18 protein-coding genes are annotated in these 23,211 nt (G+C 74.0%); 8 read left to right on the top strand and 10 right to left on the bottom strand.

All coding sequences use genetic code 11. The features are described from left to right. Position 1: 1 nt before the first annotated feature. Together H297_RS0103740 and H297_RS0103735 are read left to right on the top strand one after the other, a co-directional pair. Positions 2 to 424, top strand: coding sequence for a cytidine deaminase (locus H297_RS0103740; protein WP_027735954.1), 423 nt, complete (start codon positions 2 to 4; stop codon positions 422 to 424). 141 nt (positions 425 to 565) lie between these two features. Then, positions 566 to 1,840, top strand: coding sequence for a thymidine phosphorylase (locus tag H297_RS0103735; protein ID WP_027735953.1), 1,275 nt, complete (start codon positions 566 to 568; stop codon positions 1,838 to 1,840). 951 nt (positions 1,841 to 2,791) lie between these two features. Here H297_RS0103735 and H297_RS41120 read toward each other — a convergent pair. Then, positions 2,792 to 8,026 (bottom strand): non-ribosomal peptide synthetase, encoded by a 5,235-nt coding sequence (locus H297_RS41120; protein ID WP_051351456.1) that lies wholly within the window; start codon positions 8,024 to 8,026, stop codon positions 2,792 to 2,794. Positions 8,027 to 8,148: 122 nt separating this feature from the next. Next, on the bottom strand, positions 8,149 to 9,483 hold the full coding sequence (locus tag H297_RS0103720) for an MFS transporter (RefSeq protein ID WP_027735951.1): 1,335 nt from the start codon (positions 9,481 to 9,483) through the stop codon (positions 8,149 to 8,151). A 149-nt stretch (positions 9,484 to 9,632) separates the two neighbouring features. Between H297_RS0103720 and H297_RS34305 the strand changes: the two genes are divergently transcribed. Continuing rightward, entirely contained in the window at positions 9,633 to 10,613 is a 981-nt protein-coding gene (locus H297_RS34305; protein ID WP_051351455.1) for a LysR family transcriptional regulator, read from the top strand. Continuing rightward, a complete protein-coding gene (locus H297_RS0103710) occupies positions 10,610 to 11,539 on the top strand; it encodes a methyltransferase (RefSeq protein ID WP_027735950.1) in 930 nt (309 codons plus the stop codon). The genes H297_RS34305 and H297_RS0103710 overlap by 4 nt, the downstream gene beginning before the upstream one ends. Positions 11,540 to 11,800: 261 nt before the next feature. Here H297_RS0103710 and H297_RS34300 read toward each other — a convergent pair whose 3' ends face one another. Beyond that, entirely contained in the window at positions 11,801 to 12,601 is an 801-nt protein-coding gene (locus H297_RS34300; protein WP_486589401.1) for an alpha/beta fold hydrolase, read from the bottom strand. Between the two features lie 538 nt (positions 12,602 to 13,139). Between H297_RS34300 and H297_RS34295 the strand changes: the two genes are divergently transcribed. Both H297_RS34295 and H297_RS0103695 read left to right on the top strand, forming a co-directional pair. Beyond that, positions 13,140 to 14,300: an adenosine deaminase gene (locus H297_RS34295; protein ID WP_037792849.1), complete on the top strand. Its 1,161-nt coding sequence runs from the start codon at positions 13,140 to 13,142 to the stop codon at positions 14,298 to 14,300. Between the two features lie 230 nt (positions 14,301 to 14,530). After that, complete coding sequence (locus tag H297_RS0103695; RefSeq protein ID WP_027735949.1) at positions 14,531 to 14,947, top strand: hypothetical protein; 417 nt, start codon at positions 14,531 to 14,533, stop codon at positions 14,945 to 14,947. A gap of 175 nt (positions 14,948 to 15,122) precedes the next feature. Here the strand turns inward: H297_RS0103695 and H297_RS0103690 are convergent, their stop codons facing one another. The 5 genes from H297_RS0103690 to afsQ1 form a co-directional block, all read right to left on the bottom strand. Further along, positions 15,123 to 15,326, bottom strand: coding sequence for a PspC domain-containing protein (locus H297_RS0103690; RefSeq protein ID WP_027735948.1), 204 nt, complete (start codon positions 15,324 to 15,326; stop codon positions 15,123 to 15,125). 69 nt (positions 15,327 to 15,395) lie between these two features. Then, on the bottom strand, positions 15,396 to 16,025 hold the full coding sequence (locus H297_RS0103685; RefSeq protein WP_037792569.1) for a VanZ family protein: 630 nt from the start codon (positions 16,023 to 16,025) through the stop codon (positions 15,396 to 15,398). 215 nt (positions 16,026 to 16,240) lie between these two features. After that, positions 16,241 to 16,966, bottom strand: coding sequence for a hypothetical protein (locus tag H297_RS34290; protein ID WP_037792566.1), 726 nt, complete (start codon positions 16,964 to 16,966; stop codon positions 16,241 to 16,243). After that, positions 16,963 to 18,561, bottom strand: coding sequence for a sensor histidine kinase (locus tag H297_RS34285; RefSeq protein WP_051351454.1), 1,599 nt, complete (start codon positions 18,559 to 18,561; stop codon positions 16,963 to 16,965). The genes H297_RS34290 and H297_RS34285 overlap by 4 nt, the downstream gene beginning before the upstream one ends. 34 nt (positions 18,562 to 18,595) lie before the next feature. Next, on the bottom strand, positions 18,596 to 19,273 hold the full coding sequence (gene afsQ1 / locus H297_RS0103670) for a two-component system response regulator AfsQ1 (RefSeq protein WP_027735946.1): 678 nt from the start codon (positions 19,271 to 19,273) through the stop codon (positions 18,596 to 18,598). Positions 19,274 to 19,477: 204 nt separating this feature from the next. Here afsQ1 and H297_RS0103665 point away from each other — a divergent pair, with 204 nt between their 5' ends. Next, on the top strand, positions 19,478 to 20,404 hold the full coding sequence (locus H297_RS0103665) for a SigE family RNA polymerase sigma factor (protein ID WP_027735945.1): 927 nt from the start codon (positions 19,478 to 19,480) through the stop codon (positions 20,402 to 20,404). Between the two features lie 205 nt (positions 20,405 to 20,609). Here H297_RS0103665 and H297_RS0103660 read toward each other — a convergent pair whose 3' ends face one another. Beyond that, complete coding sequence (locus H297_RS0103660) at positions 20,610 to 21,122, bottom strand: MarR family transcriptional regulator (RefSeq protein ID WP_051351453.1); 513 nt, start codon at positions 21,120 to 21,122, stop codon at positions 20,610 to 20,612. Between the two features lie 145 nt (positions 21,123 to 21,267). Here H297_RS0103660 and H297_RS0103655 point away from each other — a divergent pair, with 145 nt between their 5' ends. Next, positions 21,268 to 22,464, top strand: a complete 1,197-nt coding sequence (locus tag H297_RS0103655; RefSeq protein WP_027735943.1) for an FAD-dependent monooxygenase — start codon at positions 21,268 to 21,270, stop codon at positions 22,462 to 22,464. A gap of 37 nt (positions 22,465 to 22,501) precedes the next feature. On the opposite strand, the gene H297_RS34280 is transcribed toward H297_RS0103655, so the two are convergent. Next, positions 22,502 to 23,173 (bottom strand): ATP-binding protein, encoded by a 672-nt coding sequence (locus H297_RS34280; RefSeq protein WP_051351452.1) that lies wholly within the window; start codon positions 23,171 to 23,173, stop codon positions 22,502 to 22,504. Positions 23,174 to 23,211: the final 38 nt, after the last annotated feature.

Below are 23,211 nucleotides of genomic sequence, written 5' to 3'. Positions count from 1 at the left end.
CGTGACGGACGCACCCACCGACGCACCTGTCGACTGGCACACCCTGCGGGAAGCCGCCCGGGCCGCCATGGCCCGGGCCTACGCCCCCTACTCCGGCTTCCCCGTCGGCGCCGCGGCCTTGGTGGACGACGGCCGCACCGTCACCGGGTGCAACGTGGAGAACGCCGCCTACGGGGTCGGCCTGTGCGCCGAGTGCGGGCTGGTGAGCGACCTGATCGCGTCCGGCGGCGGGCGGCTGGCAGCCTTCACCTGCGTCGGCGGCGACGGCACGGTCGTCGCCCCCTGCGGCCGCTGCCGCCAACTGCTGTGGGAGCACGGCGGCGGCACCCTGCTGGTGGAGGCGCCCTCCGGGGTACGCCCCCTGTCCGAACTCCTCACGGACGCGTTCGGACCGGCCGACCTGGCCCGCGGCCTGCCCCGCTGAGGGGGCACCGCGCAGGGGCCCGCCGACAAGGGCCCCGGACAAGGGCCCGCCGGCAAGGCCCGCAGCGGGCTCGCCGAGCACACCTGCCGAGCACCAACGGGAGCCCACCGGCACCCCCGGAAGGAATCAGGGAGTACGCCCATGGACGCCATCTCCGTCATCCGCGCCAAGCGGGACCGCCAGGAGCTGACCGGCGAGCAGATCGACTGGGTCGTCGACGCCTACACCCGCGGCGCCGTCGCCGACGAGCAGATGTCGGCCCTCGCCATGGCCGTCTACCTCAACGGCATGACCCGCGCGGAGATCTCCCGCTGGACCGCCGCCATGATCGCCTCCGGCGAGCGCATGGACTTCTCCGTCCTGCCCCGGCCCACCGCCGACAAGCACTCCACCGGCGGCGTCGGCGACAAGATCACCCTCCCCCTCGCGCCCCTCGTCGCCGCATGCGGCGCAGCCGTCCCCCAGCTCTCGGGCCGCGGCCTCGGCCACACCGGCGGCACCCTGGACAAGCTGGAGTCGATCCCCGGCTGGCGGGCGTCGCTGTCCAACCCGGAGATGATGGACGTCCTGCGCGACGTCGGCTCCGTCATCTGCGCCGCGGGCGACGGCCTGGCCCCGGCGGACAAACGCCTCTACGCGCTGCGGGACGTCACGGCCACGGTGGAGTCCCTGCCCCTGATCGCCTCCTCGATCATGTCCAAGAAGATCGCGGAGGGGACGGGTGCGTTGGTCCTGGACGTCAAGGCGGGCTCCGGCGCGTTCATGAAGAACGTGGACGACGCCCGCGAACTGGCCGCCACCATGGTGGAACTGGGCCACGACCACGGGGTGCGCACCGTCGCCCTGCTCACCGACATGAACACCCCCCTCGGCCGGACGGCGGGCAACGCGCTGGAGGTCCGCGAGTCGGTGGAGGTCCTGGCGGGCGGCGGCCCGGCGGACGTGGTCGAACTGACCCTCGCCCTGGCGAGGGAGATGCTCGACGCGGCGGGCCTGTCCGACGCCGATCCCGCCAAGGCCCTGGCCGACGGCTCCGCGATGGATGTCTGGCGCCGCATGGTCGCCGCCCAGGGCGGCGACCCGGACGCCACCCTGCCCCGTGCCAGGGAGCAACACGTCGTGACCGCCCCGCACTCGGGCGTGCTGACCCGCCTGGACGCCTACGCCGTCGGCCTCACCGCCTGGCGCCTGGGCGCGGGCCGAGCCCGCAAGGAGGACCCCGTCCAGGCGGGCGCGGGCGTCGAACTCCACGCCCGCGCGGGCGAGCACGTCACGGCGGGGGCGCCGCTGCTCACCCTGCACACGGACACCCCGGAGACGTTCCCCTACGCGGAGAAGGCCCTCGAAGGCGCCTTCGAGGTGGCCGAGTCCGCCCCGTACGAACCGACCCCCCTGATCCTGGACCGCATCGGATGACAACAGGACCCCGGCGTTCGGGTGCGGGGCGGGGTGGGCGCGTCCACCGTTGCCCGAGGTAGTGCTTCTGTCACGGCACCGAGGACGGGCCCACATTCTCGACCCGCGCACCCCGAACGCACGACAAGGTGAGGGGTTGCGCCCGGAGGTCTGCCCCGCCAGTTGGAGGCGGAGGCGATGCATGAGTTCTCGAACTCCGAAAGGCCGCCTGCTTGCTGGACAGGCAGCCGAGGCTCTGCTCGCGTGGCCCCGTAACGTATCCGAGTCCGGGTGATGGGCCATCGTCGTCAGCGACGGGAGGTCCACAGAGGGCGCTTCGACTGCGGTAGTGGGTCTGGTCTCCTTTCTGCACGACGCAGCGACGGGGGAATTGCAAACGTCGATGCATTCCTGGGGCCCCGCCAGCGGGACCGCACACCTGCGCTTGGGGTAGACGGGATCGGCATACTGGTCGCTTCATCAGGATTGAGACCAGAGCGGGAGGGAACCGGAAGCTGACAGGAAGGCCAGTCATGCTGTTGGGCTGCTGGGGCCTCCCGTTCTTGGTCCTGGGGGTGCTGTTCATCACCGATTTCACAGGTTTCACGGAGAGCGCCTTCGAGTTTTCTCAAACAATCTCCCCACCTCAAGTTCAGCCCGTCCGGGAAACCTTCGAGCGGTTGGATCGATTTTCGTCGTTGGACCCCTGTTCATGATTGGTGGCGGCTTCTCAGGTTCCTGAAATGACCTGTCGCCATCGCTAATGACCTGTCGCCATCGCTCTTGAGGTGAAGGTGAGTCACGCTCGGCTGCCCGATCACAAATTCCGCTCTCGTCCAGCACGGGATCGCGCCTGCATGCGTGCGAGCGCGATCCCACCTCATCACCGTCACCGAACGCAATCTCGCACGTCGGCTGCCGACGGCAGGCGCGGGTTTCGGCCCGCCGGCGGGCAGGGCCGTCGGCGATGGCTCAGCGCCCGGTCAGGTACGGCCCCAGGAGGCGGCCCAGGTCCGCCATGGCGTGGGGGGTGCCCAGGGTGGCGTGGGTGTAGGGGAGGTCGTGGACGGTGAGGGGACCGGTGACAAGGGGGCGCCAGGACTCCGGGGTGGGTGGGGGAGTGGGGGCGTGGGCCGGGTCGGTGCGGGTGGCACGGACGTAGAGGGCCGGGCCCGTGCAGGGGGCGGGGGCGGTACAGGTCGGCAGCAGGGCGGCGTAGTGGGTCAGCATGCGGGTGACCGCGGCCAGTTGGGCGTCGTCGGCCGGGCCGGAGCCGAGGGCCTCGGCCACCAGGCGCCGGACCAGTTGCGGGTGCGCGGCCGGGTTCACGCGGACCGTCGGATCGACCGGTGCGGCGTCCAGCAGGGCCAGCAGCTCGATCTCCTCGCCCTCCGCCTGGAGATGGGCGGCGATCGCGTGGGCGAGGGCGCCGCCCAGGGACCAGCCCAACAGCCGGTAGGGCCCGTGTTCTTGTACGGCGCGGATCTGGACGACGTACGCGGCGACGAGTTCCGTGAACGTCGTCGCCAGGGGGCCGTCCGCCGTGCGGAGCCCCTGGGCCTGGAGGGCGTGGACGGGAACCGTCGGCGGCAGATGCGGGGGGAGTGTGGCGTAGCACCAGCCGAGGCCGCCCGCCGGGTGGACGCAGAACAGCGGCAGGTCGTCACCGGCCGCGCGCAGCGGCAGCAGCATGGCGTAGGCGTCGTCCGCGGCGGGGGCCGACCCGGTCGCCGTGTCGAGCAGCTTCACCAACTGGGCGACGGTCGGGGCGTGGTAGAGCGCTCCCAGGGACACGTCGGCACCGAGGTCGGCGCGGATGCGGGTCAGCAGCCGGGTGGCGGTCATGGAGTGGCCGCCGAGGGCGAAGAAGTCGTCGTCCAGGCCGACCTCGGGTACGCCGAGCACCGTGGCGAAGAGGGCACACAGGGCGCGTTCCCGCGGAGTGCGTGCCCGGCGTGCCGGGGCGTCCTGAGCGGGGACGGCCACCTCGGCCGGGGTCGGCAGGGCGGCGCGGTCCAGTTTGCCCTGCGGGGTGAGCGGCAGTGCGTCGTGAGTGACGTACACCGCGGGCACCATGGCGGTGGGCAGACGGCGGGCCGCCCACGAGCGCAAGGCGGCGGGCCGCAACTCCGTGTCGTCGAGCTCCACCTCGTCGATCGGGCCGCCGACCCCGACGCCGGTGGAGTGGGTTCCGGTCGAGCCGGTTGGGGACGGGTCGGTCGTGGCCCGGCTGATCGTGGCCGGGCCGGTCGTGGCCGGGCCGGCCTCCGGCGGGGCTGTCCCGGTCGGCTGGGCGCCGTTGAGGCCGCCGGTCCCGGTCGGATCGCCGGTCCCGGTCGCCCCAGATCCGTTCCGGTCGCTTCCGGCAGGCCCGCTGCCGGCAGGGCCGCTCCCGATAGGCCCGCTCTCGGCGGGGCCGCCCCCGGTTGAGGCGGCCCCGGGTTGGCTGCTCTCGGCCGGAGCGGCGCCGAGTCGGTTGCTTCCGGCTGGGGCGGCCGGGAGCTGGCTGCTTTCGGCTGGGGCGGCCCTGAGCCGGTTGCTTTGGGACGGGGCAACCCCGAGCCGACCGCCTCCGGTCGGGGCGGCGTCGGGGTGGTCGCTTCCGGGCTGGCCGTTTCCGGTTGGGGCGGTGTCGGGCTGGTCGCTCGCGGGCTGGTCGCTCCCGAGCTGGCCGCTCCCGGTTGGGGCCGCTCCGGGCTGGCCGCTCCCGAGCCGGTCGCCTCCGGTTGGGGTCGCTTCGGGCTGGTCGCTCCCGAGCCGGTCGCCTCCGGTTGGGGTCGCTTCGGGCTGGCCGCTCCCCGGCTGACCGCTTCCGGTCGGGGTGGCGTCGAGCTGGCTGCTCCTGAGCTGACCGCTTCCGGTCGGGGTGGCGCCGGGCTGGTTGCTCCCGGGCTGACCGCTCCCGGGCGAGGTGGCCCCGAGCTGGTCGTTTCCGGGCGAGGTGGCCCCGAGCTGGTCGTTTCCGGGCGGGGTGGCCCCGCCCGGGCCTGCGGTGCCTGTCCGGCCGTTTCCGGTCATCGTGCCGTTGCCGGTGGTGCCGGGGCCCGTCGGGCGGTGACCGGCCGGGTGGTGGCGGGTGGCGTCGCCGGGTGGCCGCGGCGCGGGGACGATGTGTGCCGCGAGCCGGAGGGGCCCCTCCGGCGAGCCCGTGCGCTGGGCCGCCACCACGACGTGGGCCACACGCGGGTGGCGGGCCAGTACGGCCTCCACCTCGCCCGGCTCGATCCGTACGCCGCGCACCTTGATCTGGGCGTCCGTACGGCCCAGGTACTCCAGTACGCCGTCCTCGGTCCACCGCACCAGGTCACCGGTGCGGTACATCCGCGCGACGGGCGCACCAGGCGCACCAGGCGCGTCGGCCCCACCGGGCCGGCCCTCGTCGAAGGGGTCGGGGACGAACCGCTGGGCCGTGAGGGTGTCCGCGTCGGCGCCCAGGTAGCCGCGGGCCACCTGGGCGCCGCCCAGGTGGAGTTCACCGCGTACGCCGGGCGGGACGAGCCGCCCGCAGCGGTCGAGAACGTATGCGTGGACGTTGTGCTGCGGCCGCCCGATGACGGGCCGGTCACCCTGCGCGTCGAGGCGGCACCAGACGGCGTCGACGGTGCACTCGGTCGGACCGTAGTAGTTGAGGACGGTGGTGTGCGGCAGGTTGCGCAGCCGCTGCCACAGGGCCGCGTCCAGCGCCTCCCCGCCGACCATGAGGGTGCCCGGGTGCGGGCCCTCGCCGGCGAACAGCCCGGCGTCGAGCAGTTGCCGCAGGTAGGAGGGGGTGACGTCGAGGAAGTCGAGGTTCCATTGCGCGATGCGTTCGACGAGCGCGGCCGGATCGTGCCGCACCCCGTCCTCGACCAGGTGCACCTCGTGGCCGGCCGCCAGGAACAGCCAGCCTTCCCACGAGGTGTCGAACGAGAACGAGGCCGTCAGGCCCGCCCGCAGCCTGGCGGCCCCTGCCGGGCTGCGCCGGGCAGCCGCGGGGGCGATGAGGGCGGCGAGGTGGTCGTGGAAGAGGTTGGCGAGCTGCCGGTGCTCGACGACGACGCCCTTGGGGCGGCCGGTGCTGCCCGAGGTGAAGGCCAGGTATGCGGCGTCGTCGGGCCGTGCGGGCCGCGGCAGTTCGCGCGGGGCGGGGTCGTCGGCGGGCTGCGCGGCGAGGGCGTGGTCGGTCTCGGTGGTGTCGGTCAGGAGGAACGGGACGCCGTCCACCGCAGGGGGGCCGCCCGGCGGGGCCGTCGAGAGGGCGCCGGTCGTGGCCCGGTCGGCCAGCACGCACAGCGGTGCGGCGTCCGCCAGCATCATCCGGGTGCGTTCGGCGGGGTGTCCGCTCTCCAGTGGCAGGCAGGCGGCGCCGGTCTTGAGGACGGCAAGGAGGGCGACGGCGTACGCCTCGCTGCGCGGCAGCGCCAGGGCGATCGTGGTGCCGGGGCCCGCGCCGCGTTCCAGCAGCAGGTGTGCGAGGCGGTTGGCCCGCGCGTTCAGTGCGCCGCGGGTGAGCACGGTCGCCTCGGCGAGGGGACCGCACACCACGGCGACGGCGCCGGGTTCCTCCCGTACCCGCTGCTCGAACGCGGCGTGCAACGGGGTGTCGGGCACCGCCAGTGCGGGCCCACGTCCCCAGGCGAGCACCTGCCTGCGCTCGGCCTCGGTCACCAGGTCGAGCTCCGCCACGCGCTGCGTGCCCGGGCAGGTGGCGAGCGAGCGCAGCAGGGTGAGGAAGCGGCGGAGGTGGGCGGCGACCTGCTCGGCCGGGTACGCCGCCGGGTCGGCCTGGAAGTCGATGCGCAGGGAGCCGTCGCTGGGCCGGTCGTAGACGTTGACGGCCATGCCGGTGACGGGGCCGTTGGACAGGTTGTGGAGGACGGCGGGGTGACGGCCGAAAGTGATCTTGGGGTCGTGGGTCATGACGTTGATGCCCCAGTCGGACCTGCCGTCGCCGCCGGCCGCCCGCGCGGCCCCCACGTCCCGCAGCAGGTACCAGAACGGGTACCGCTGGTGCCGCACCAGTTCCTTGGCGCCGGTGGCCGTGCGCCGCAGCAGTTCGTCGACGGTGCCCCGCGCGGGGGCGGGCACCCGCAGGGGGAGGACGTTCGCGAGCATGCACGGCACGTCGCGGGTCGCCCCGCCGCGCCCGGTGACGGTCACGTCGAGGACGACGTCGCCCCCGGAGCCGTCCGCGCCGCCGCCCGACGGCCCTGTCTCCCCTGCGCCCTCCGCCCCCTTGTCGCATCCGGCGTCGTCGCCGAGCCGGTGCACGTACAGGGCGAGCGCCGCCATCGCCGCCGTCGCCAAGCCCGTGCGGGCCCCGCGGGCGAGTGCGCGCAGGCCCACCGCGGCCTCGGGCTCCAGGTATCCGGTCTCCCGCACGAACGAGCGGGCCGGTCCCCGCCAGTGCCGCGGGGTGCGGCCGGGGGAGCCCCAGGCGGTGAGCTGTTCGGTCCAGTAGGCCCGGTCCCGTACGACCCGCTCCGAGCGGTGGTACGCCGCCTCGTCGTCCACGGCGTCGGCCAGGGGGCCGAGTTCCGACTCGGGGACGGGGGTTCCGCTCTCCAGTGCGGTGTAGATGCGGGCGAGCCGCGGCAGGAACAGCGACATGGCGTAGCCGTCCATGGCGATGTGGTGGATGGCCAGGTAGAGCAGGTACCGGTCGTCGGCCGTACGCAGCACCGCGAACGTGAAGACCCGGGAGCGGTGCAAATCCACCGGCTGTGAGAGGTCGGCCCACATCCAGGCGTGCGCGGCGGCGTCCGGGTCGGGCTCCTCGCGCAGGTCGACCAGCGGCAGCGGCCAGTCCTCGCACGGCTCGACGATCTGCCGGACGCACTCCCCGGTGTCTCCGACACCCCCGACGCCTCGGGGGTTCCCGGCGTCCCCAGCGCCCCCGGTCCCGCCCGCCGTTGCTGTCGTGCGGCTCGGCGCGGCGCCCCGGCTCGCCCGGTCGGCTTCCGCCTCGCCGGGCGTGGGCCCCTCGTCCTCGCCGGGTGCCGACCCTCCGCCACCGGCGCGCGTGACGAAGGAGACACGCAGAGCCTCCGTCTCGGCGACGGTACGCCGCAGCGCCCGCTCCAACAGCTCCGTGTCGACGGCCCCTTGGATCTCGACCGCCTCCGCGGCCCGGAAGCACGGGCTGTCCGGTTCGAGCTGCTGCGCGATCCACATGCCCGTCTGCGCCGCCGTCAGCGGCAGCCCTTCTCCGCTGCCGATCTGTCCCATCGAAACCAGCTCCCGATCGCACGCACACGTCCGGGAGCACAACGAGAGGGGCAGTCAGAGGGCACCTTCACAACTCGGCCCCGCCGCTTCGGGCCGGTTGCACTGCGGCTGCGCGCCCCGCTTCAGGCCCGTTCCGGGACCATCGCCGCGCGCCGGGTCGCGTACAGGGTGATCCCTCCCGCGAGCACCATGGCGCCCAGGGCCAGGGCGACGGTCGCCGTCCAGCCGCCCGCGGCGAACGCGGCGGCACCCAGCGCACCGCCCACCGAACTGCCCACGTAGTAGGCCATCTGGTACAGGGCGGAGGCCTGGGCGGGCCCGTGTGCCGCGGTGCTGCTCACCGAGCCGGAGGCGACGGCGTGCCCCGCGAAGAAGCCCGCGGTGACGAGGACGAGCCCGGCGACGACGGCGACGAGGCTGTCCGCGAGGCTCACCAGCAGCCCCACGGAGGCGGTACCGATGCCCAGGTACAGGGTGCCGCGCCGGCCGAGCCGGGCGTTGAGCCGCCCCGCGGTGGCCGAAGCGGCCGTACCCACCAGGTAGATGACGAAGACGGAGCCCACCAGGCCCTGCGAGAGGCCGAAGGGTTCGGCCACCAGCCGGTACCCGATCACGGTGTAGACGGCGCCGAAGACCACCATGAACAGCAGCCCGATCGCGTACAGCCGCAGCAGCAGCGGGTTGCCCAGGTGGGAGCGGACCGTGGCGACGACCCGCCGGGGGTGCAGCGGGACGGGGTTGAAGTGCCGGGCCTGCGGCACCAGCAGTCGGAAGGCGACGGCGCACAGCAGCGAGGTGAGGGCCACGGCGCCCAGCCCGGCCCGCCAGCCCCACGCCTCGGTCACCCAGCCGGTGAGGATGCGCCCGCTCATGCCGCCCACGCTGTTGCCCGCCACGAACAGTCCGACGGCGCCCACCAGGTGCTTGCCGCGCACCTCGTCGGAGAGGAACGCCATCGCCGAGGCGGGCACCCCGGCGACCGCCGCGCCCTGCAACGTCCGCAGGGCGATCAGCACGGGCAGGCTGGGGGCGAACGGGACGAGGAGTGCCAGGGCGACGGCCACCGCCATCGAGACGGTCAGCATGCGGCGGCGCCCGAAGCGCTCGGAGAGGGCCGCGAGCGGCAGGACCGCGACGGCCAGCCCGATGGTCGCGCCGGAGACGGTCCAGCTCGCCTGCGCGGGTGCGGCGTGCAGGGAGCGGGAGATCTCCGGAAGGAGGGCCTGGGTGGAGTAGAGCAGGGCGAACGTCGACAGACCGGCTGCGAACAGCGCCAGCCTCATCCGCCCGTGCCCGGGATCACCGGGGCTCAGCTTCGTCGCGTCCGAGGAGGCCGTGGTCCGTGCGGCGGCTGCCGCGGTCGTGTCTGCGGCGGCTGCGGTTCCGGCGGGGGTGTCGGCGGAGTGCGAAGAGGCGTCCACCGGGCCGGTGGACGCCCCGGTATCGAGAGCAGGCATGGCTCGAACGTACGAGCCCGTCTTTCATCCGTCCAATGCATGAAAGTGCGAGAATCGATCCCTGTACGCATCACCGCAGCTAGGGGCCCGGCGTGTCACCGTCACGCAACAGCAATGACACCTCCGTCACACCGTCGCGAGGCGGCGGCGTGGCGCCCCGCGACGCCGCGGCGCACCCCGCAGCGGCCTCCCCGGCGTACGTGCTCACCCCGCGGCTCGCCCAGTTCGCGGCGGTCGCCCGGCACGAACACGTCACCCGCGCCGCGCAGGAGCTCGGCATCCCGCAGTCCTCCCTCAGCCGGTCGCTGGCCCGCCTGGAGGAGGACCTGGGGGTGACCCTGTTCGCCCGGCACGGCCGTACCGTCTCCCTCACTCCGGCGGGCCACACCTTCCTGGCGTCCGCCGAGCGGGCCCTGACCGCCGTCGAACAGGCCGCCGAGGCCGTGCGGGCCGACGCCGACCCCGCCACCGGCAAGGTCGCCTTCGGCTTCCTGCACACCCTCGGCTGGGAGACCGTCCCCGAACTGCTGCGCGCCTTCCGCGCCGACCACCCGCGCGTCCGCTTCACGCTGGTGCAGAACTACGGTGACGCCATGCTCGACCGGCTCCGCGCCGGAGAGCTCGACCTGTGCCTGACCTCGCCCGTCCCGGACGCGCCCGACCTGGTCGCCCGCCGCCTCGACGAGCAGCGGCTGCGGCTGGTCGTCCCCGACGACCACCGCCTCGCCGGGCGCAAGCGGGTCCGGCTCGCGGAGGCCGCGGGCGAGTCCTTCGTCACCCTGGAGGCCGGATACGGCATGCGGCGCATCCTCGACACGCTCTGTGCCGAGGCCGGGTTCACCCCGCGGATCGCCTTCGAGGGGGAGGAGGCCGAGACCATCCGCGGGCTGGTCGCCGCCGGGCTCGGCGTCGCGCTGCTGCCGCCGCCCGTCTTCCCGCGGCCCGGCGTACGGGAGCTGACGGTGACCGCGCCGCGGGCCGTCCGCGAGATCGGGCTGGCCTGGTCGGCGGGGCGGCCCGACACCCTGCCCGTCGCCGCCTTCAAGAGGTTCCTGCTCGGCCGCAGAGGCCGCCTGCTGCGTACCGAGCCCGCCCACGTCGTCCACTCCGCACCGCAGGAGCAGCCATGACATCCGCTCACACCCCCGGCCACCAGCACGGCCACGGCCACCAGCACGGTGGCGGCCACGCCCACGGCCACGGCCTCACCGGTACCGAGCCCGACTGGGAGGCCCTCGCCGAGCATCTCGAACGCGAGGCCGAACTGAGCGTGCCGTTCCTGGAGGAGGCCGCCGCCTGGCTGCACGACCTGACCGGCACCCGCCAGGTGACCCGTGTCCTCGACCTGGGCAGCGGTCCCGGCGTCAGCACCACGGCCCTCGCCCACGCGTTCCCCGGTGCGGAGACGGTGGCCGTGGACAGCGCCCCCGGGCTGCTGGCACGCGCACGGGCCCGCGCCGAACGGGAGGGGCTGGCCTCGCGGATCACCACCCGCACCGCCGAACTCCCCGACGACCTGCCCGGGCTGGGCACCGCCGAACTGATCTGGACCAGCAACGTCGTCCACCACCTCGGCGACCAGCGTGCCGCGCTGGAGACGTTCGCGGGCGCGCTGCGCCCCGGCGGTGTGCTGGCCGTCCGCGAACGCGGGCTGCCCGCCCGCTTCCTGCCCCGCGACATCGGGCTGGGCCGCCCCGGCCTCCAGGCGCGGCTGGACGCCGTGGAGGAGGACTGGTTCACCGCCATGCGCGAGGAACTGCCCGGCCACACCCGCGCGGTGGAGGACTGGCCGGCCCTGCTGGTCGCCGCCGGACTGGCCCCCACCGGCAGCCGCACCTTCCTCATCGAGCACACCGCTCCGCTCGACCCGGTGGCCCGCGCCCACGTACGCGGCCGCCTCGAACGCTCCCGCACCCACCTCGCCGACAGCCTCGACGCCGAGGACCTGGCCACCCTCGACACCCTGCTGGACGACACCTCCCCCGACGGCGTCCTGCGCCGCCCCGACGTCTTCTTCCTGACGGCGACAACGGTGCACACGGCGGTACGCGCATAGGCCCCGCCCCTCGGCGCGGCGCGCGTGCGGGACAGCCGGTCCGCTCCACGCCCCCGGCGCCCGCGTCGAGGTGACCTGCATGCCACCTCGCTGCCCGACGAGGCCGCCGCCCGCGCCGACACCGTCCGCACCGGCCGCCCGGGGAGGCCACGCTTCGTGCGCGGCCTCCCGGCCAGGACGGCGCCGAGTCCACGGACCCCGCAGCCGTCGGCCCTCACGGGCCCCGCAGCGGTTGATCCGGAAACCGGTGCCAACCGGCCGCTACCGCAGGGTCTTCCCGAATCCGCTCGCCAGCGGCATCCGCAGCCCCAGCGGCGGCGGCGCCGCCAATGCGTCCGTCAGCGGACGGCACAGGTCGCGGGCGCACAGGGTGCCGAGTACGAAGTCCTGGGCCAGGGCGGCCACTTCGGAGGCGTACTCGCGCAGCCCGTGGCCGTCGGCGTGGACCTCGAACCGGCACACCTGCGCGTTGACCTTCTTGACGCGCTCCGCGAAACGGAAGGAGAGCTCCGGGTCGGCCCGGGTGTCGTTGGTGCCGTGCACCAGCAGCACCTGGCGGTCCCGCAGGTGCCGGACCGGTTCCTCGTCCCCGGCTGTGCCCCCGCCGTCCCTGTCAGCCATGCGGTCCTTGTCAGCCCTGCCGTCCCCGCCGTCCCCGCCGCCCAGGGCGGGGCCGAGCGCCACGACGGAGACGACCGCCGGGTGTCCGGCTGCCCGGAGGGCGGCCCGGCCACCGACGCCGCTGCCCACCAGGCAGACGGGCACGTCCCCGTACCGGCGGACGACTTCCTCCACCGCCCACTCCGCGTCCCGGACGACCTCCTCCACCTCCTGGCCACCCGGGAGTGCCCCGGCCCGCACGCAACCGCTCCCCGCCTCGTCGCGGCCCGGAACCGCGTCCGCCTCCGCGTCCTGGGGGTGCCCGTCGGACGGGTGCGCACCGGCACCCGCGTCCCGGAGGGGGCCCGGCGCCCCGTGGCCGGTGCGCGCGGCCTCCCGGGTGGCTTCCTCCGCCTCGTGGAGGACCGCGTCCGTGACGGTCCCGTCCGCTTCCCGGCGCACATCCGCGCTCAGGGCGCTCGCTTCGGCAGCCGGTTCCGCACCCGTGGCGGCCGTCGGCTCCGAGGGCGGGCCGGGCCGTGTGTCCTGGTCCGGTGGGGTGGTCGGGAGGGCTGGGGAGCCGGTGGGGCGGCGGCGCTCCGCCTCGCGCCCGCGGTCGGGGGCGCGGTAGCGCACGACGTGGACGACCAGCGGGTCCGTCCGCGAGTCGGCCCGCGCCAGCCGCCGTGCCAGCGTCCCGGCTGCGGCCGCCCCGGCTGCGGCGCCCCGCCACACGCGGCCACGGGCCCGTTCCGGCAGGACGAGTACGACGGCATGCGGCGCCTGCCGCACGGCCCCGTGGGGCCGTCCCAGACGTGCTTCCCTCTCGGGCAACGCTCGCTGAGCCATGGCGCAACAATGGCACGCTCCCGCGCGGAGGGAAGGGAGTTGGCACAAGGGAGTACCGAATCCACGGGGAAAGCGGAGTCCCGGGACGCGGACGCGGCGCAAAGTGCGCGGTCCCTCTGCGTTCTACGCGCGTAGGCGCTACAGTGCCGTGATGGTAAGCGAATCCGAGAGCACCTTTCCCCGGGGGGCCGGTCCGACGAGCACCGTCCCCACCCCGGAGCAGATCCGCCGGGCGCCGAAGGTCCTGCTGCACGATCACCTCGACGGCGGGCTGCGGCCCGCGACCGTCGTCGAACTGGCCCGCGAGAACGGCTACGACGCGCTGCCCGCCACGGACGCCGGACAACTGGAGACCTGGTTCCGCGAGTCCGCCGACTCGGGGTCCCTGGAGCGCTATCTGGAGACGTTCTCGCACACGGTCGGCGTGATGCAGACCCGCGACGCGCTCTTCCGCGTCGCGGCGGAGTGTGCGGAGGACCTGGCGGCCGACGGCGTCGTCTACGCGGAGATCCGGTACGCCCCCGAGCAGCACCTGCTCGGCGGACTGACCCTGGAGCAGGTGGTCGAGGCCGTCGACGAGGGCTTCCGCGAGGGGGAGCGCCGCGCCCGTGCCGCCGGACACCGCATCCGGGTGGGCGCGCTGCTGACGGCGATGCGGCACGCGGCCCGCGCGCTGGAGATCGCGGAGCTGGCCAACCGGTACCGCGACCTGGGGGTCGTCGGCTTCGACATCGCGGGTGCCGAGGCAGGCCACCCGCCCACCCGGCACCTGGACGCGTTCGAGTACCTCAAGCGGGAGAACAACCACTTCACCATCCACGCGGGGGAGGCGTTCGGGCTGCCGTCCATCTGGCAGGCCCTCCAGTGGTGCGGCGCGGACCGGCTCGGGCACGGGGTGCGGTTGATCGACGACATCCAGGTCGGCGAGGGCGGCGACGTCAAGCTGGGCCGGCTGGCGGCGTACGTGCGGGACAAGCGGATCCCGTTGGAGCTGTGCCCCACCTCCAACCTGCAGACCGGGGCCGCGTCCTCCTACGCGGAGCACCCGATCGGGCTGCTGCGCAGGCTGCACTTCAGGGCGACGGTCAACACCGACAACCGGCTGATGAGCGGGACGAGCATGAGCAACGAATTCGCGCAGCTCGTGGGGACGTTCCGCTACACGCTGGACGACATGCAGTGGTTCACCGTCAATGCCATGAAGTCGGCGTTCATTCCTTTCGATGAACGTCTCGCCATGATCAACGACGTGGTGAAGCCGGGATACGCCGAGCTCAAGTCCGAGTGGCTCTTTCCCGCGGCTGCGCGCTGACCCCTGGTGACCAGCGGTTCCGCCGCCACCGCGGGCGATGCGGGCGGCGGCGGAACACCTCGTCGCGGCGGTCGGCACAGGCTGCGGGAGGGCGACTTACGGCACTGCCGAGGTGTTTGCGACTCCTTCGAGATCCTGGCTACGTTCGCCGGGCTGTCCGAGCCCCTCACGGGCTGCTCACTCCTTCCGGGCCGCAGCACGAAGCCCCCACTCCGAGGACGTAGACACTGATGAAGCAGGTAGCCAAGAAGACCCTGGGCGTCGCCGCGATGGGTGCGGCCGTCGTCGTGGCCGGCGCCTCCGCCGCCTCCGCCGCCCCCACCGACACGCTCGGCGGTACCCCCGGCGGTCAGGCGCTCGGCCCGGTCACCAAGACCGCGGGCCAGACGCTGGGCGCCCTCCCGCTGGAGGAGGCCACCCAGGGCCTGCCGGGCGGGCTGTCCCAGCCGGTGGGCGTGGCCCAGGAGGCGCTGTCCGGCGCCCTGACCGGTACGCCGCTGGACGCGACCGAGACGGTGGCCGACAACGCGCACAAGTCCGCCGGCAAGGGCGAGGGCAGCAGCGACGCCAAGAGCTCGGCCCCCGGCGGCGGCATGATCGGCGGGCTGCCGCTCGGCCAGGCGCTGCCGGTCGGCGGTTCGCACTGACGGAGCGTGCGGTGCTGCGCTGAGGCGGCGGGCTCGCCGTCCGCGCACGGGCGTCGCGACACAGCGGCGGCGGGCTCCCCCACCCGGGGGAGCCCGCCGCCGCTGTGTCGTGTCCGGGCCGGGCGCCCGGCTGCCGGGCGCCCGGGGCGTCTCGTCCGGGGCCCGGCGGGATGCCTCACCACGCGGACCGGTGGTGCCGGCCCTCGCTGGGCAACAGGATCCACAGCGCCAGGTAGAGCAGGCACTGCGGTCCGGGCAGCAGGCACGAGACGAGGAAGAGCACCCGCATCGTGGCGGGTGTGGTGCCGAAGCGCCGGGCGAGGGCGGCGCACACGCCGGCGATCATCCGTCCTTCTTCGGGGCGGGCCAGTGCGGTCATGGGAGCTGCTCCTTCGTCGAGGTCCATCTGCCTTCGACGGTAGAGCGGAAAGCGGGACGAAACATCCCACTAGGGTGCTGTTCCGACCCTGGTACGCCTCGGGGTGGATCCCTGAGACGCTTCCTCCCGCAGCCGTACTCCGCCCTCGCCCCGCAGTCGTACCCGGCCCTCGCCGCCCGGCCGGCTCCGCTGCACGCGGTCACCGTCGGTACGACCGGCGCCGCCGGTGCGGCCGGGGTGGTGCGCCGGGCCGCCGCTGCCGACGCCGCCGGCGTCCCAGCTCCCGTCCCGGAAGCGCAGCCGGCGCCGTACCGTCGGGAAGACGAGCCCGGCGGCCAGGGCCACCCCCGCGGTGTTCAGCAGCACCGTGTCCACGTCGACGACGTGTCCCGGCACCCCCGCCTGCACCAGGGTGACCCCCACCGACACCATCGCCCCGGCGAAGGTGGTGCGGGCCACGGTGCCCGGCAGCGCCCGGTGCAGCCGTCCGGTGGCCAGGGGCAGCAGTACCCCGAAGGGGGCGAGCAGCAGCAGTCCCGGGGCGAGGTTGCGCACCGCGGTCCACGCTCCGTCCGCGAGGTCGGAGCGGATCGTGGCGAGCGGATGCAGATTCGTGGGCGTCACCCAGGGCACCGCCAGGGGGCGCAACGCCAGCCACCCGACGAGACACAGGTGTGCCGCCAGCAGGAGGAGTCCCACGGCGCGGATTCGGGAGGCGGAGGTCGGACCGCCGGAGCCAAGGCGCTGCACACCAGCAAGGACGTCACTGTCTTCGGCCGTGGTTCCGGCGGGGTGTCCCGGGCGGGTTCCGGCTGTGTCACACCCGTGTTCCCGGGCCGGCCCCCGTCCCCGCCTCGCCGGGTCCGTGAACGGTCACCGGCCCTGTGCGGGCGCCCGCCCCGGGAGCTCTTCGCTCACACCTGGGTGCCGGCCGTGTCGGCCGCTTGCGGGCGGGTGCGCAGAGCGGTGTCGCACTCGAACCGCTTCAGCGGCGCGGCCGACGCCCGCGCGGCGTCGCGGTCCTCCGCCTCGGCGTCCGTACGGGTCGCCCGGCCGTCCTGCGCGGCCGGGCGCCCCCCGTTCGTCCGTTTCCCGTCCACGGGGCCGCCGAGGACCACCCCGTCGTCGGCGTCGGCCGCCGCGGTGTCGGCGTACGTGCACACCAGTTGCGCCAGGGCGTACGACGGCAGCTCGTCCAGCGGCCTGCTCAGTCGCAGCGCCTCGTCCGGGTCGCCGTCCGCCGGTCCCTGGACCGTCAGGCCGTCGGGTACGGCCGTCTCGAAGCCCGCCGTGCCCTCGGGTGCGGTGGGCCGCCGCTGCAGTTCCTTCAGCAGCGTGCGCGCCACCGGCAGCCGCTCCGCCGCCGAGCGTCCGCCCGGCATGTGTACCTGCCGCTCGACGGGCGAGACACGTGAGCCGCACACCAGGTAGACCCGTACCGTGCGGTCCGTCCCGCCGCCCGACAGGCTCTCCGGGCGCTCCGGGTCGGCCGGGTCCTGCGGCAGCACGCACCCCACCCGGGAGGGTGCCGCGCCCGCGTCGACCGGTACGGAGGTGGCGCGGATGCCGCATGCGGCCGTCAGCGTGGTGAGGGCGCCCAGCAGGGCGAGCGGCAGCAGCCGCCGTCCGGCGCGGCTCATCGGTCCGCTCCCTCGTCCCGGTCCCGGCCGGCGCTCTCGTCCGCTGCGCCGTTCTCGCGCTCCCACTCCTCGGCCACCCGGCGGGCGTCCCGGGGCAGGGCGAGGGTGAAGACGGCGCCGCCCTCGCCCCGGGGGGCGTTGTGCGCGGTGATCTCGCCGCCGTGGATGTGGGCGTTCTCCATCGCGATCGACAGGCCCAGACCGCTGCCCTCCGAGCGCGGCCGGGAGGCGCTGGCCTTGTAGAAGCGGTCGAAGACGTGGGGCAGGACGTCCTCGGGGATGCCGGGGCCCTGGTCGGCGACCTCGATCACCAGCTCGTCACCGTCCCCGCCCGCGGGCCGTTCCCGGGTGCGCACCGACACCCGCACCGGGGAGCCGCCGTGCTTGAGGGCGTTGCCGATCAGGTTGGCGAGGATGACGTCCAGGCGGCGCGGATCGAGCCGGGCCATGATGCCGCGGTCGGCGTCCAGCTCGACCGCGTCCAGCCAGGCGCGGGCGTCGATGCAGGCGGTCACCTGGTCGGCGACGTCCACGTCGTCCAGCACCAGCTTGGCCGTGCCCGCGTCGAAGCGGGTGACCTCCATCAGGTTCTCGACCAGATCGTTGAGGCGCCGGGTCTCGCTGACCACGAGCTGCACGGCGGGCGCGATCATCGGGTCGAGGTTCTCCTGCTCCTCCTCCAGCACCTCGGTGACGGCCGAGATCGCCGTCATGGGGGTGCGCAGCTCGTGCGACATGTCGGCGACGAACCGCCGGCTGGACGCCTCGCGCGCGCTGAGCTCGTCCACCCGCTGCTCCAGCGAGGCCGCCGCCTCGTTGAAGGTGTGCGACAGCTCGGCCAGCTCGTCCGTGCCCGAGACCCGCAGCCGCGTCTCCAGCTTGCCCTCGCCCAGCCTGCGCGCCGCCTCGCCCAGCCGCCGCACCGGGCGCAGCACGGTCGTGGCGGCTGCCTGCGCCAGGAGCATCGCGCCGATCAGCGCCAGCCCGGTGGCGATCCCCAGCGACCAGGCCAGCGAGTTGAGGTCGTCGCGCTCGGGCTTCAGCGACTTGAGCAGGTAGCCGGTGGGTGTCGGCTCGTCGCCGGTCACCTTGGCGCCGCCGACCAGGAACGGGTCACCGTCCAGCGTGATGCGCTGCCAGTACAGGTGGTAGGGGTGCTTGTTCTGCTGGGTGAGGGGCCGCTTCTTGCCGACGGCGTTGCGCAGCCGCGCGGGCACGTCCGCCAGGCTGAAGTCGTCCTGGTTGGAGGCCGCGGCACACCGCTTGCCGCTCTCCGTCTCGTCGACGAGCAGCACCTGGTAGTTCTGCGAGCTGCGCGCCATCTTCGCGGCCGCCTCCCGCAGGTCCTGGCAGCTCACCTCGCGGGGCAGGCTGCCCGCGTCGTCCTCCATCGTCTTGCGGAAGTCGTTGAGGGCCGCGTTCTGGGCGCGGGTGAGGACGGCGTCGCGGTTGAGCCAGTAGGCGATGCCCGACGCGGAGACGGCCGCGGTCAGCGCCACCAGCGCGAAGACGACGACCAGGCGCAGCCGCAGCGAGGGCAGCACGCCGGCGAGCCGGGCGCGCAGGCGCTCACCGGGAGAGGGAGCGTCGGTCACTCGGCGGGTCCGTTCTGAGCGGTCGTGCGGTTCCTCACTGCGGCGGGTCCAGCCGGTAGCCGACGCCGCGCACCGTGCGGATCAGGGTGGGGGAGGAGGGCACGTCCTCGACCTTGGCCCGCAGCCGCTGCACGCAGGCGTCCACGAGCCGGGAGTCGCCCAGGTAGTCGTGCTCCCATACCAGGCGCAGCAGCTGCTGCCGCGACAGCGCCTGACCGGGGCGCCGGCTCAGCTCCAGCAGCAACCGCAGCTCGGTCGGCGTCAGTTGCAGGTCCTCACCGTTCTTGGTGACCGTCATGGCCGCGCGGTCGATGACCAACGAGCCGAAGGTGGCCGCGTCGTTGGACTCGCGCTCGCCGCGCCGCATGACCGCCCGGATACGGGCGTCCAGGACCCGGCCCTGCACCGGCTTGACGACGTAGTCGTCGGCGCCGGACTCCAGGCCGACCACCACGTCGATGTCGTCGCTGCGCGCGGTCAGCAGAATGATCGGCAACTGGTCGGTGCGGCGGATGCGGCGGCAGACCTCGAAACCGTCGATGCCGGGCAGCATCACGTCCAGCACGATCAGGTCCGGGCGCTGCTCGCGCAGCAGTTTCAGGCCGTCCTCGCCGGACGCGGCGGTCACCACGCGGTGCCCCTGGCGGGTCAGACCCATCTCCAGGGCGGTACGGACAGCGTCATCGTCCTCGATCAGCAACAGGAAAGGCACGCGCGCCATTCTGGCCCATGCCGCACCCATACTTCGACCGGCGGTCCGCACCCGGCAGCGACACACCCCGCGGAGGGGGCGCTGTGTGGCGTCCCGTCCCTTGTGACACCGCTGTGACAGACGGGGGACCTGGTCATGAAATCAGGGCGGCAGGGTTTACGTCATCAGGCAAGCGACCGGGTCGGCTCCGAGGGGGCGCGCGAGATGAACTCACTGCACGGCACCAACACCAGCGCAGTTCTTCACACGCGTCTGCACGTCCCCGCGGTTCCCGTTTCTCAGAACCGGTCGGAGATGTCGGGTGCCGAAACGGTCTCCTCGGCCTCCCCGCTGCTGGAGCGGGGCCGGGAGCCCGGGGTCGGGCGGGGATGCGCCCGCGGCGCCGGACGGATGCGTCCGCGGACCGTGTTCGGTCCCGCGGTCGAGGGGCTGAAGGGGACGGCCCCTGGGGGGAAGACGGGGGACCGGGGGGAGCAGGAGAAGGCCGGGAACCCGGGGGGCACGGGGGAGTACGGGAGCAAGGGGGGCTCCCGTGGCAGTGGCGAGTACAGGGAGGCGGCAGCTCTCGGCGCCGTCGGGGAACCGGCCGCGTCCGGGGTGGACGCGGACGCCGAGGCGGCGTTCACCGCCTACGTGCGCGAGCGTCGCGCCTCCCTGTACGCCACCGCCTACCACCTGACCGGTGACCGCTTCGAGGCGGAGGATCTGCTGCAGAGCGCGCTGTTCTCCACCTACCGTGCCTGGGGCCGGATCACCGACAAGGCCGCCGTGGGCGGATACCTGCGGCGCACCATGACGAACCTGCACATCAGCGCCTGGCGCCGCCGGAAGCTGAACGAGTACCCGACCGAGGAGCTGCCCGAGACCGCCGGGGAGCAGGACGCCATGCGGGGCACCGAGTTGCGCACCGTCCTGTGGCAGGCCCTCGCCAAGCTGCCCGAGTTGCAGCGCACGATGCTGGTCCTGCGCTACTACGAGGGCCGCACCGACCCGGAGATCGCGGACATATTGGACATCAGCGTCGGTACCGTCAAGAGCAGCATCTGGCGCTCCCTGCGCCGGCTCCGCGACGACGAGGTTCTCAGCTTCGGCCGCAACCAGGAAGAGAGCTTCGACGAACTGGTCGCCTGACCGGCACGCCGCCGGCACGGCACCGCCACAGACGTCCACCTGGCCCCGCGGGGACACGGGGTGCAGGGGGACACGGGGGACACGGGGGAACGGGGAATAGGGAAAAGAGAGCGGTTCCGCCTGGACCGGGGGTCCGGACGGAACCGCTCTCTTGTGTTCTCCGCGCCCGTTGCGCTTGTTGTGTTTCCTGCGCCCCCACGGGGTGTCAGTCGCGCGGCGGCTGCTCGTCGAGGGCCGCGAGGTGGGCGGTCAGGTCGTCGGTGAAGCGCGCGAGAAGGTGGCCGAAGGTCTGCCGGTCCTGGGCGGACCAGTCGGCGAGGGCGCCGGTGAACCAGCCGATGAGGGTGCGCATGTAGCCCTCGGCCGCCGCCGCGCCCTCCGGGGTCGCCTCGATCAGGCGGGCCCGCTGGTCCTTCGGGTCCGGGACGCGCGCGATGAGTCCGCGTCGCTCCAGCTCGTTCACCTGCCGGGTCACATGGGGGCCCGCCACCTGCATCCGCGCGGCGATCTCGCCGATCCGCAGCGGGCGGTCCGCCATGTGCAGCATGAGCAGCACCGTCATCGCCGGCCGGTCCACGCGCACCCCGGCGCCTTCCAGGGCGCGTTCCGGCAGCCGGCCGCGGTTGAGCGCGTTGCCGAGCTGTGTCAGCCGGGGAAGCACGGCCAGCACTTCCTGCTCGCTCATTCCCGCGGTGCTGTCCGGCTGCTGGGGGTCCATCGCGATCGACTCCTCTTAGATACCTAAGTTAGGTATATAGTTTCTGCTGTGGGGCGTACGGCCGGAGCCGTCGCGCCCCGCACGAAGGTACCTAACGTACGTATGCGGTCGGGTCGCTCCGCGTCCGGCCGGGAGAGGGGCAGACATGAGCACGGCAACCGGGCGGACCGTCCTCGTCTCCGGGGCGGGCATCGCAGGGCCCGCGCTGGCCTACTGGCTCCACCACCACGGCTTCCGGGTCACGGTGGTGGAGAAGGCCGAAACGCCGCGGGACGGCGGTTACCCGATCGACATCCGCGGCACCGCGCTGGAGGTGGTGAAGCGGATGGGCCTCCTGCCGCGGCTGAGCGCCGCGCACATCGACAGCCGCCGGATCACCTTCCTCGGCGCCGACGGCGACACCGTGGCTTCGGTGCGGCCGGAGGCCCTCACCGGCGGGGTCGAAGGCCGGGACCTGGAGATACCCCGCGGGGATCTCGCATGCGCCCTGTACGACGCCGTCCGCGAGGACGTCGAGTTCCTCTTCGGCGACTCCCTCGCGGCACTCCACCAGCACCGCGACGGGGTGGAGGTGGCGTTCCGCGGCGGCACGCGGCGCACCTTCGACCTGGTCGTCGGCGCCGACGGGCTGCACTCCCACACCAGGAGCCTGGCCTTCGGGCCCGAGGAGCGCTACCACCGCTACCTCGGCCGCTGCTTCGCCGGCTTCACCATGCCCAACCACCTCGGCCTCGCCCACGAGGGCGTGATGTGGAACGTGCCGGGCAGGTCCGCGACGCTCTACGCCGTCAAGAACTCCGGCCACGTGCACGCGTTCCTCAGCTTCGCCCGCCCGCAGCCGCCCTTCGACGCCTTCCGCTCGCCCGGCGCGCAGCGCGAGCTGGTCGCGGAGGTCTTCCGCGACGACGCGTGGGAGATCCCGCGGATGGTCGCCGCGCTGCGTCAGGCCGACGACCTGTTCTTCGACGTCATCAGCCAGATCCGGATGGAGCGCTGGTCCACCGGGCGGGTCGCCCTCGTCGGTGATGCCGCCCACGCCCCGTCCTTCCTGGCGGGGCAGGGGTCGAGCATGGCGCTGGTCAGCGCCTACCTCCTCGCCGGTGAACTGGCGGCGCACGACGACCACGCAACCGCCTTCGCGGCGTACGAGGAGCGCGCACGCCCGTTCGCGGAGCTGAACCAGGCGCTCGCCACGGCGGGCGGCACCAGCGTCCTGCCGCTCACCGCCGAGGAGTTGGCGGCGCGCAACCGCGCCCTGCACGAGCCCTCCCGGCTCCCCGGCGACCAGGGGAGGGCCGCCGCTTCGTCGCTCGTCCTCCCCGAGTACGCCGCCCTGCGCTGACGCGCCCACGCGAAGGAAGGACCGCTCCTTCGCGGGCTCAGCGCAGGGGGGCCGTCGCCTCCGCGGTGGTGCGCAGGCGGGAGATGCGGGCGTGGGCCTCCTGGTGGGCGCACGGGGTGGCGCCCAGGGCGCGGTGACGGGCGACGAGGGCCGGTTCGGTCCGCATGAGGCGCCAGCCGCGGCTCAGCAGCACGGGCAGCGGCTTGCGGGCCTCGCGGACGTCGCGCAGCAGGCGCCGGCGGAACGTGGTGGCGGGGTGGCCGCGCAGACAGATGGCGTCGGCGAGCAGGCCCAGGGCGGCGCAGCGGGTGGCGATGTCGGCGGCGAAGATGCCCTCCGCGACGAAGAGGGGGGAGCCGGCCAGGTCGAGGCGGTCCGCGCCGGTGCGGGCGCTGCGGGAGATGTCGTACCGGGGAGCGGTGGTGGTGCCCTCGCGGCACAGCTGGGCGATGGCTTCCACGGCGGCCTCGGCGTCCCACGAGAGGGGGGAGTCCCAGTCGACGGCGGCCCCGACCACGGGCAGGGTGGGATCACCGGCCTCCTTGTAGAAGTCGTCCAGGCGCAGGACGGGCAGTCCGCTGCGGGCGGCCAGCCGGGTCTTGCCGGAGCCGGAGGGGCCGGTGAGGAGGACGACCCGGGCGGGGGCCGGTGCGGCCGCCGGCGTGCCGGTGCGGTGCGGGGCGTCGCAGGTGTCGCTGGAGTCGGTCACGGGCAACGATTGTCCGCCATCAGCCCGGTGTGTTCGAA

It is taken from the genome of Streptomyces sp. CNT360 (genome assembly GCF_000424785.1).
This window is presented reverse-complemented; position numbering and strand designations above follow the sequence as displayed.

Bases quoted from the DNA above. Each gene is read 5' to 3' on its own strand.
- H297_RS0103735 (WP_027735953.1), top strand. From the start codon at position 566: ATGGACGCCATCTCCGTCATCCGCGCCAAGCGGGACCGCCAGGAGCTG.
- H297_RS41120 (WP_051351456.1), bottom strand. From the start codon at position 8,026: ATGGGACAGATCGGCAGCGGAGAAGGGCTGCCGCTGACGGCGGCGCAG.
- H297_RS0103720 (WP_027735951.1), bottom strand. From the start codon at position 9,483: ATGCCTGCTCTCGATACCGGGGCGTCCACCGGCCCGGTGGACGCCTCT.
- H297_RS0103710 (WP_027735950.1), top strand. From the start codon at position 10,610: ATGACATCCGCTCACACCCCCGGCCACCAGCACGGCCACGGCCACCAG.
- H297_RS34295 (WP_037792849.1), top strand. From the start codon at position 13,140: ATGGTAAGCGAATCCGAGAGCACCTTTCCCCGGGGGGCCGGTCCGACG.
- H297_RS0103695 (WP_027735949.1), top strand. From the start codon at position 14,531: ATGAAGCAGGTAGCCAAGAAGACCCTGGGCGTCGCCGCGATGGGTGCG.
- H297_RS0103690 (WP_027735948.1), bottom strand. From the start codon at position 15,326: ATGACCGCACTGGCCCGCCCCGAAGAAGGACGGATGATCGCCGGCGTG.
- H297_RS34290 (WP_037792566.1), bottom strand. From the start codon at position 16,966: ATGAGCCGCGCCGGACGGCGGCTGCTGCCGCTCGCCCTGCTGGGCGCC.
- H297_RS0103665 (WP_027735945.1), top strand. From the start codon at position 19,478: ATGAACTCACTGCACGGCACCAACACCAGCGCAGTTCTTCACACGCGT.
- H297_RS0103660 (WP_051351453.1), bottom strand. From the start codon at position 21,122: ATGGACCCCCAGCAGCCGGACAGCACCGCGGGAATGAGCGAGCAGGAA.
- H297_RS0103655 (WP_027735943.1), top strand. From the start codon at position 21,268: ATGAGCACGGCAACCGGGCGGACCGTCCTCGTCTCCGGGGCGGGCATC.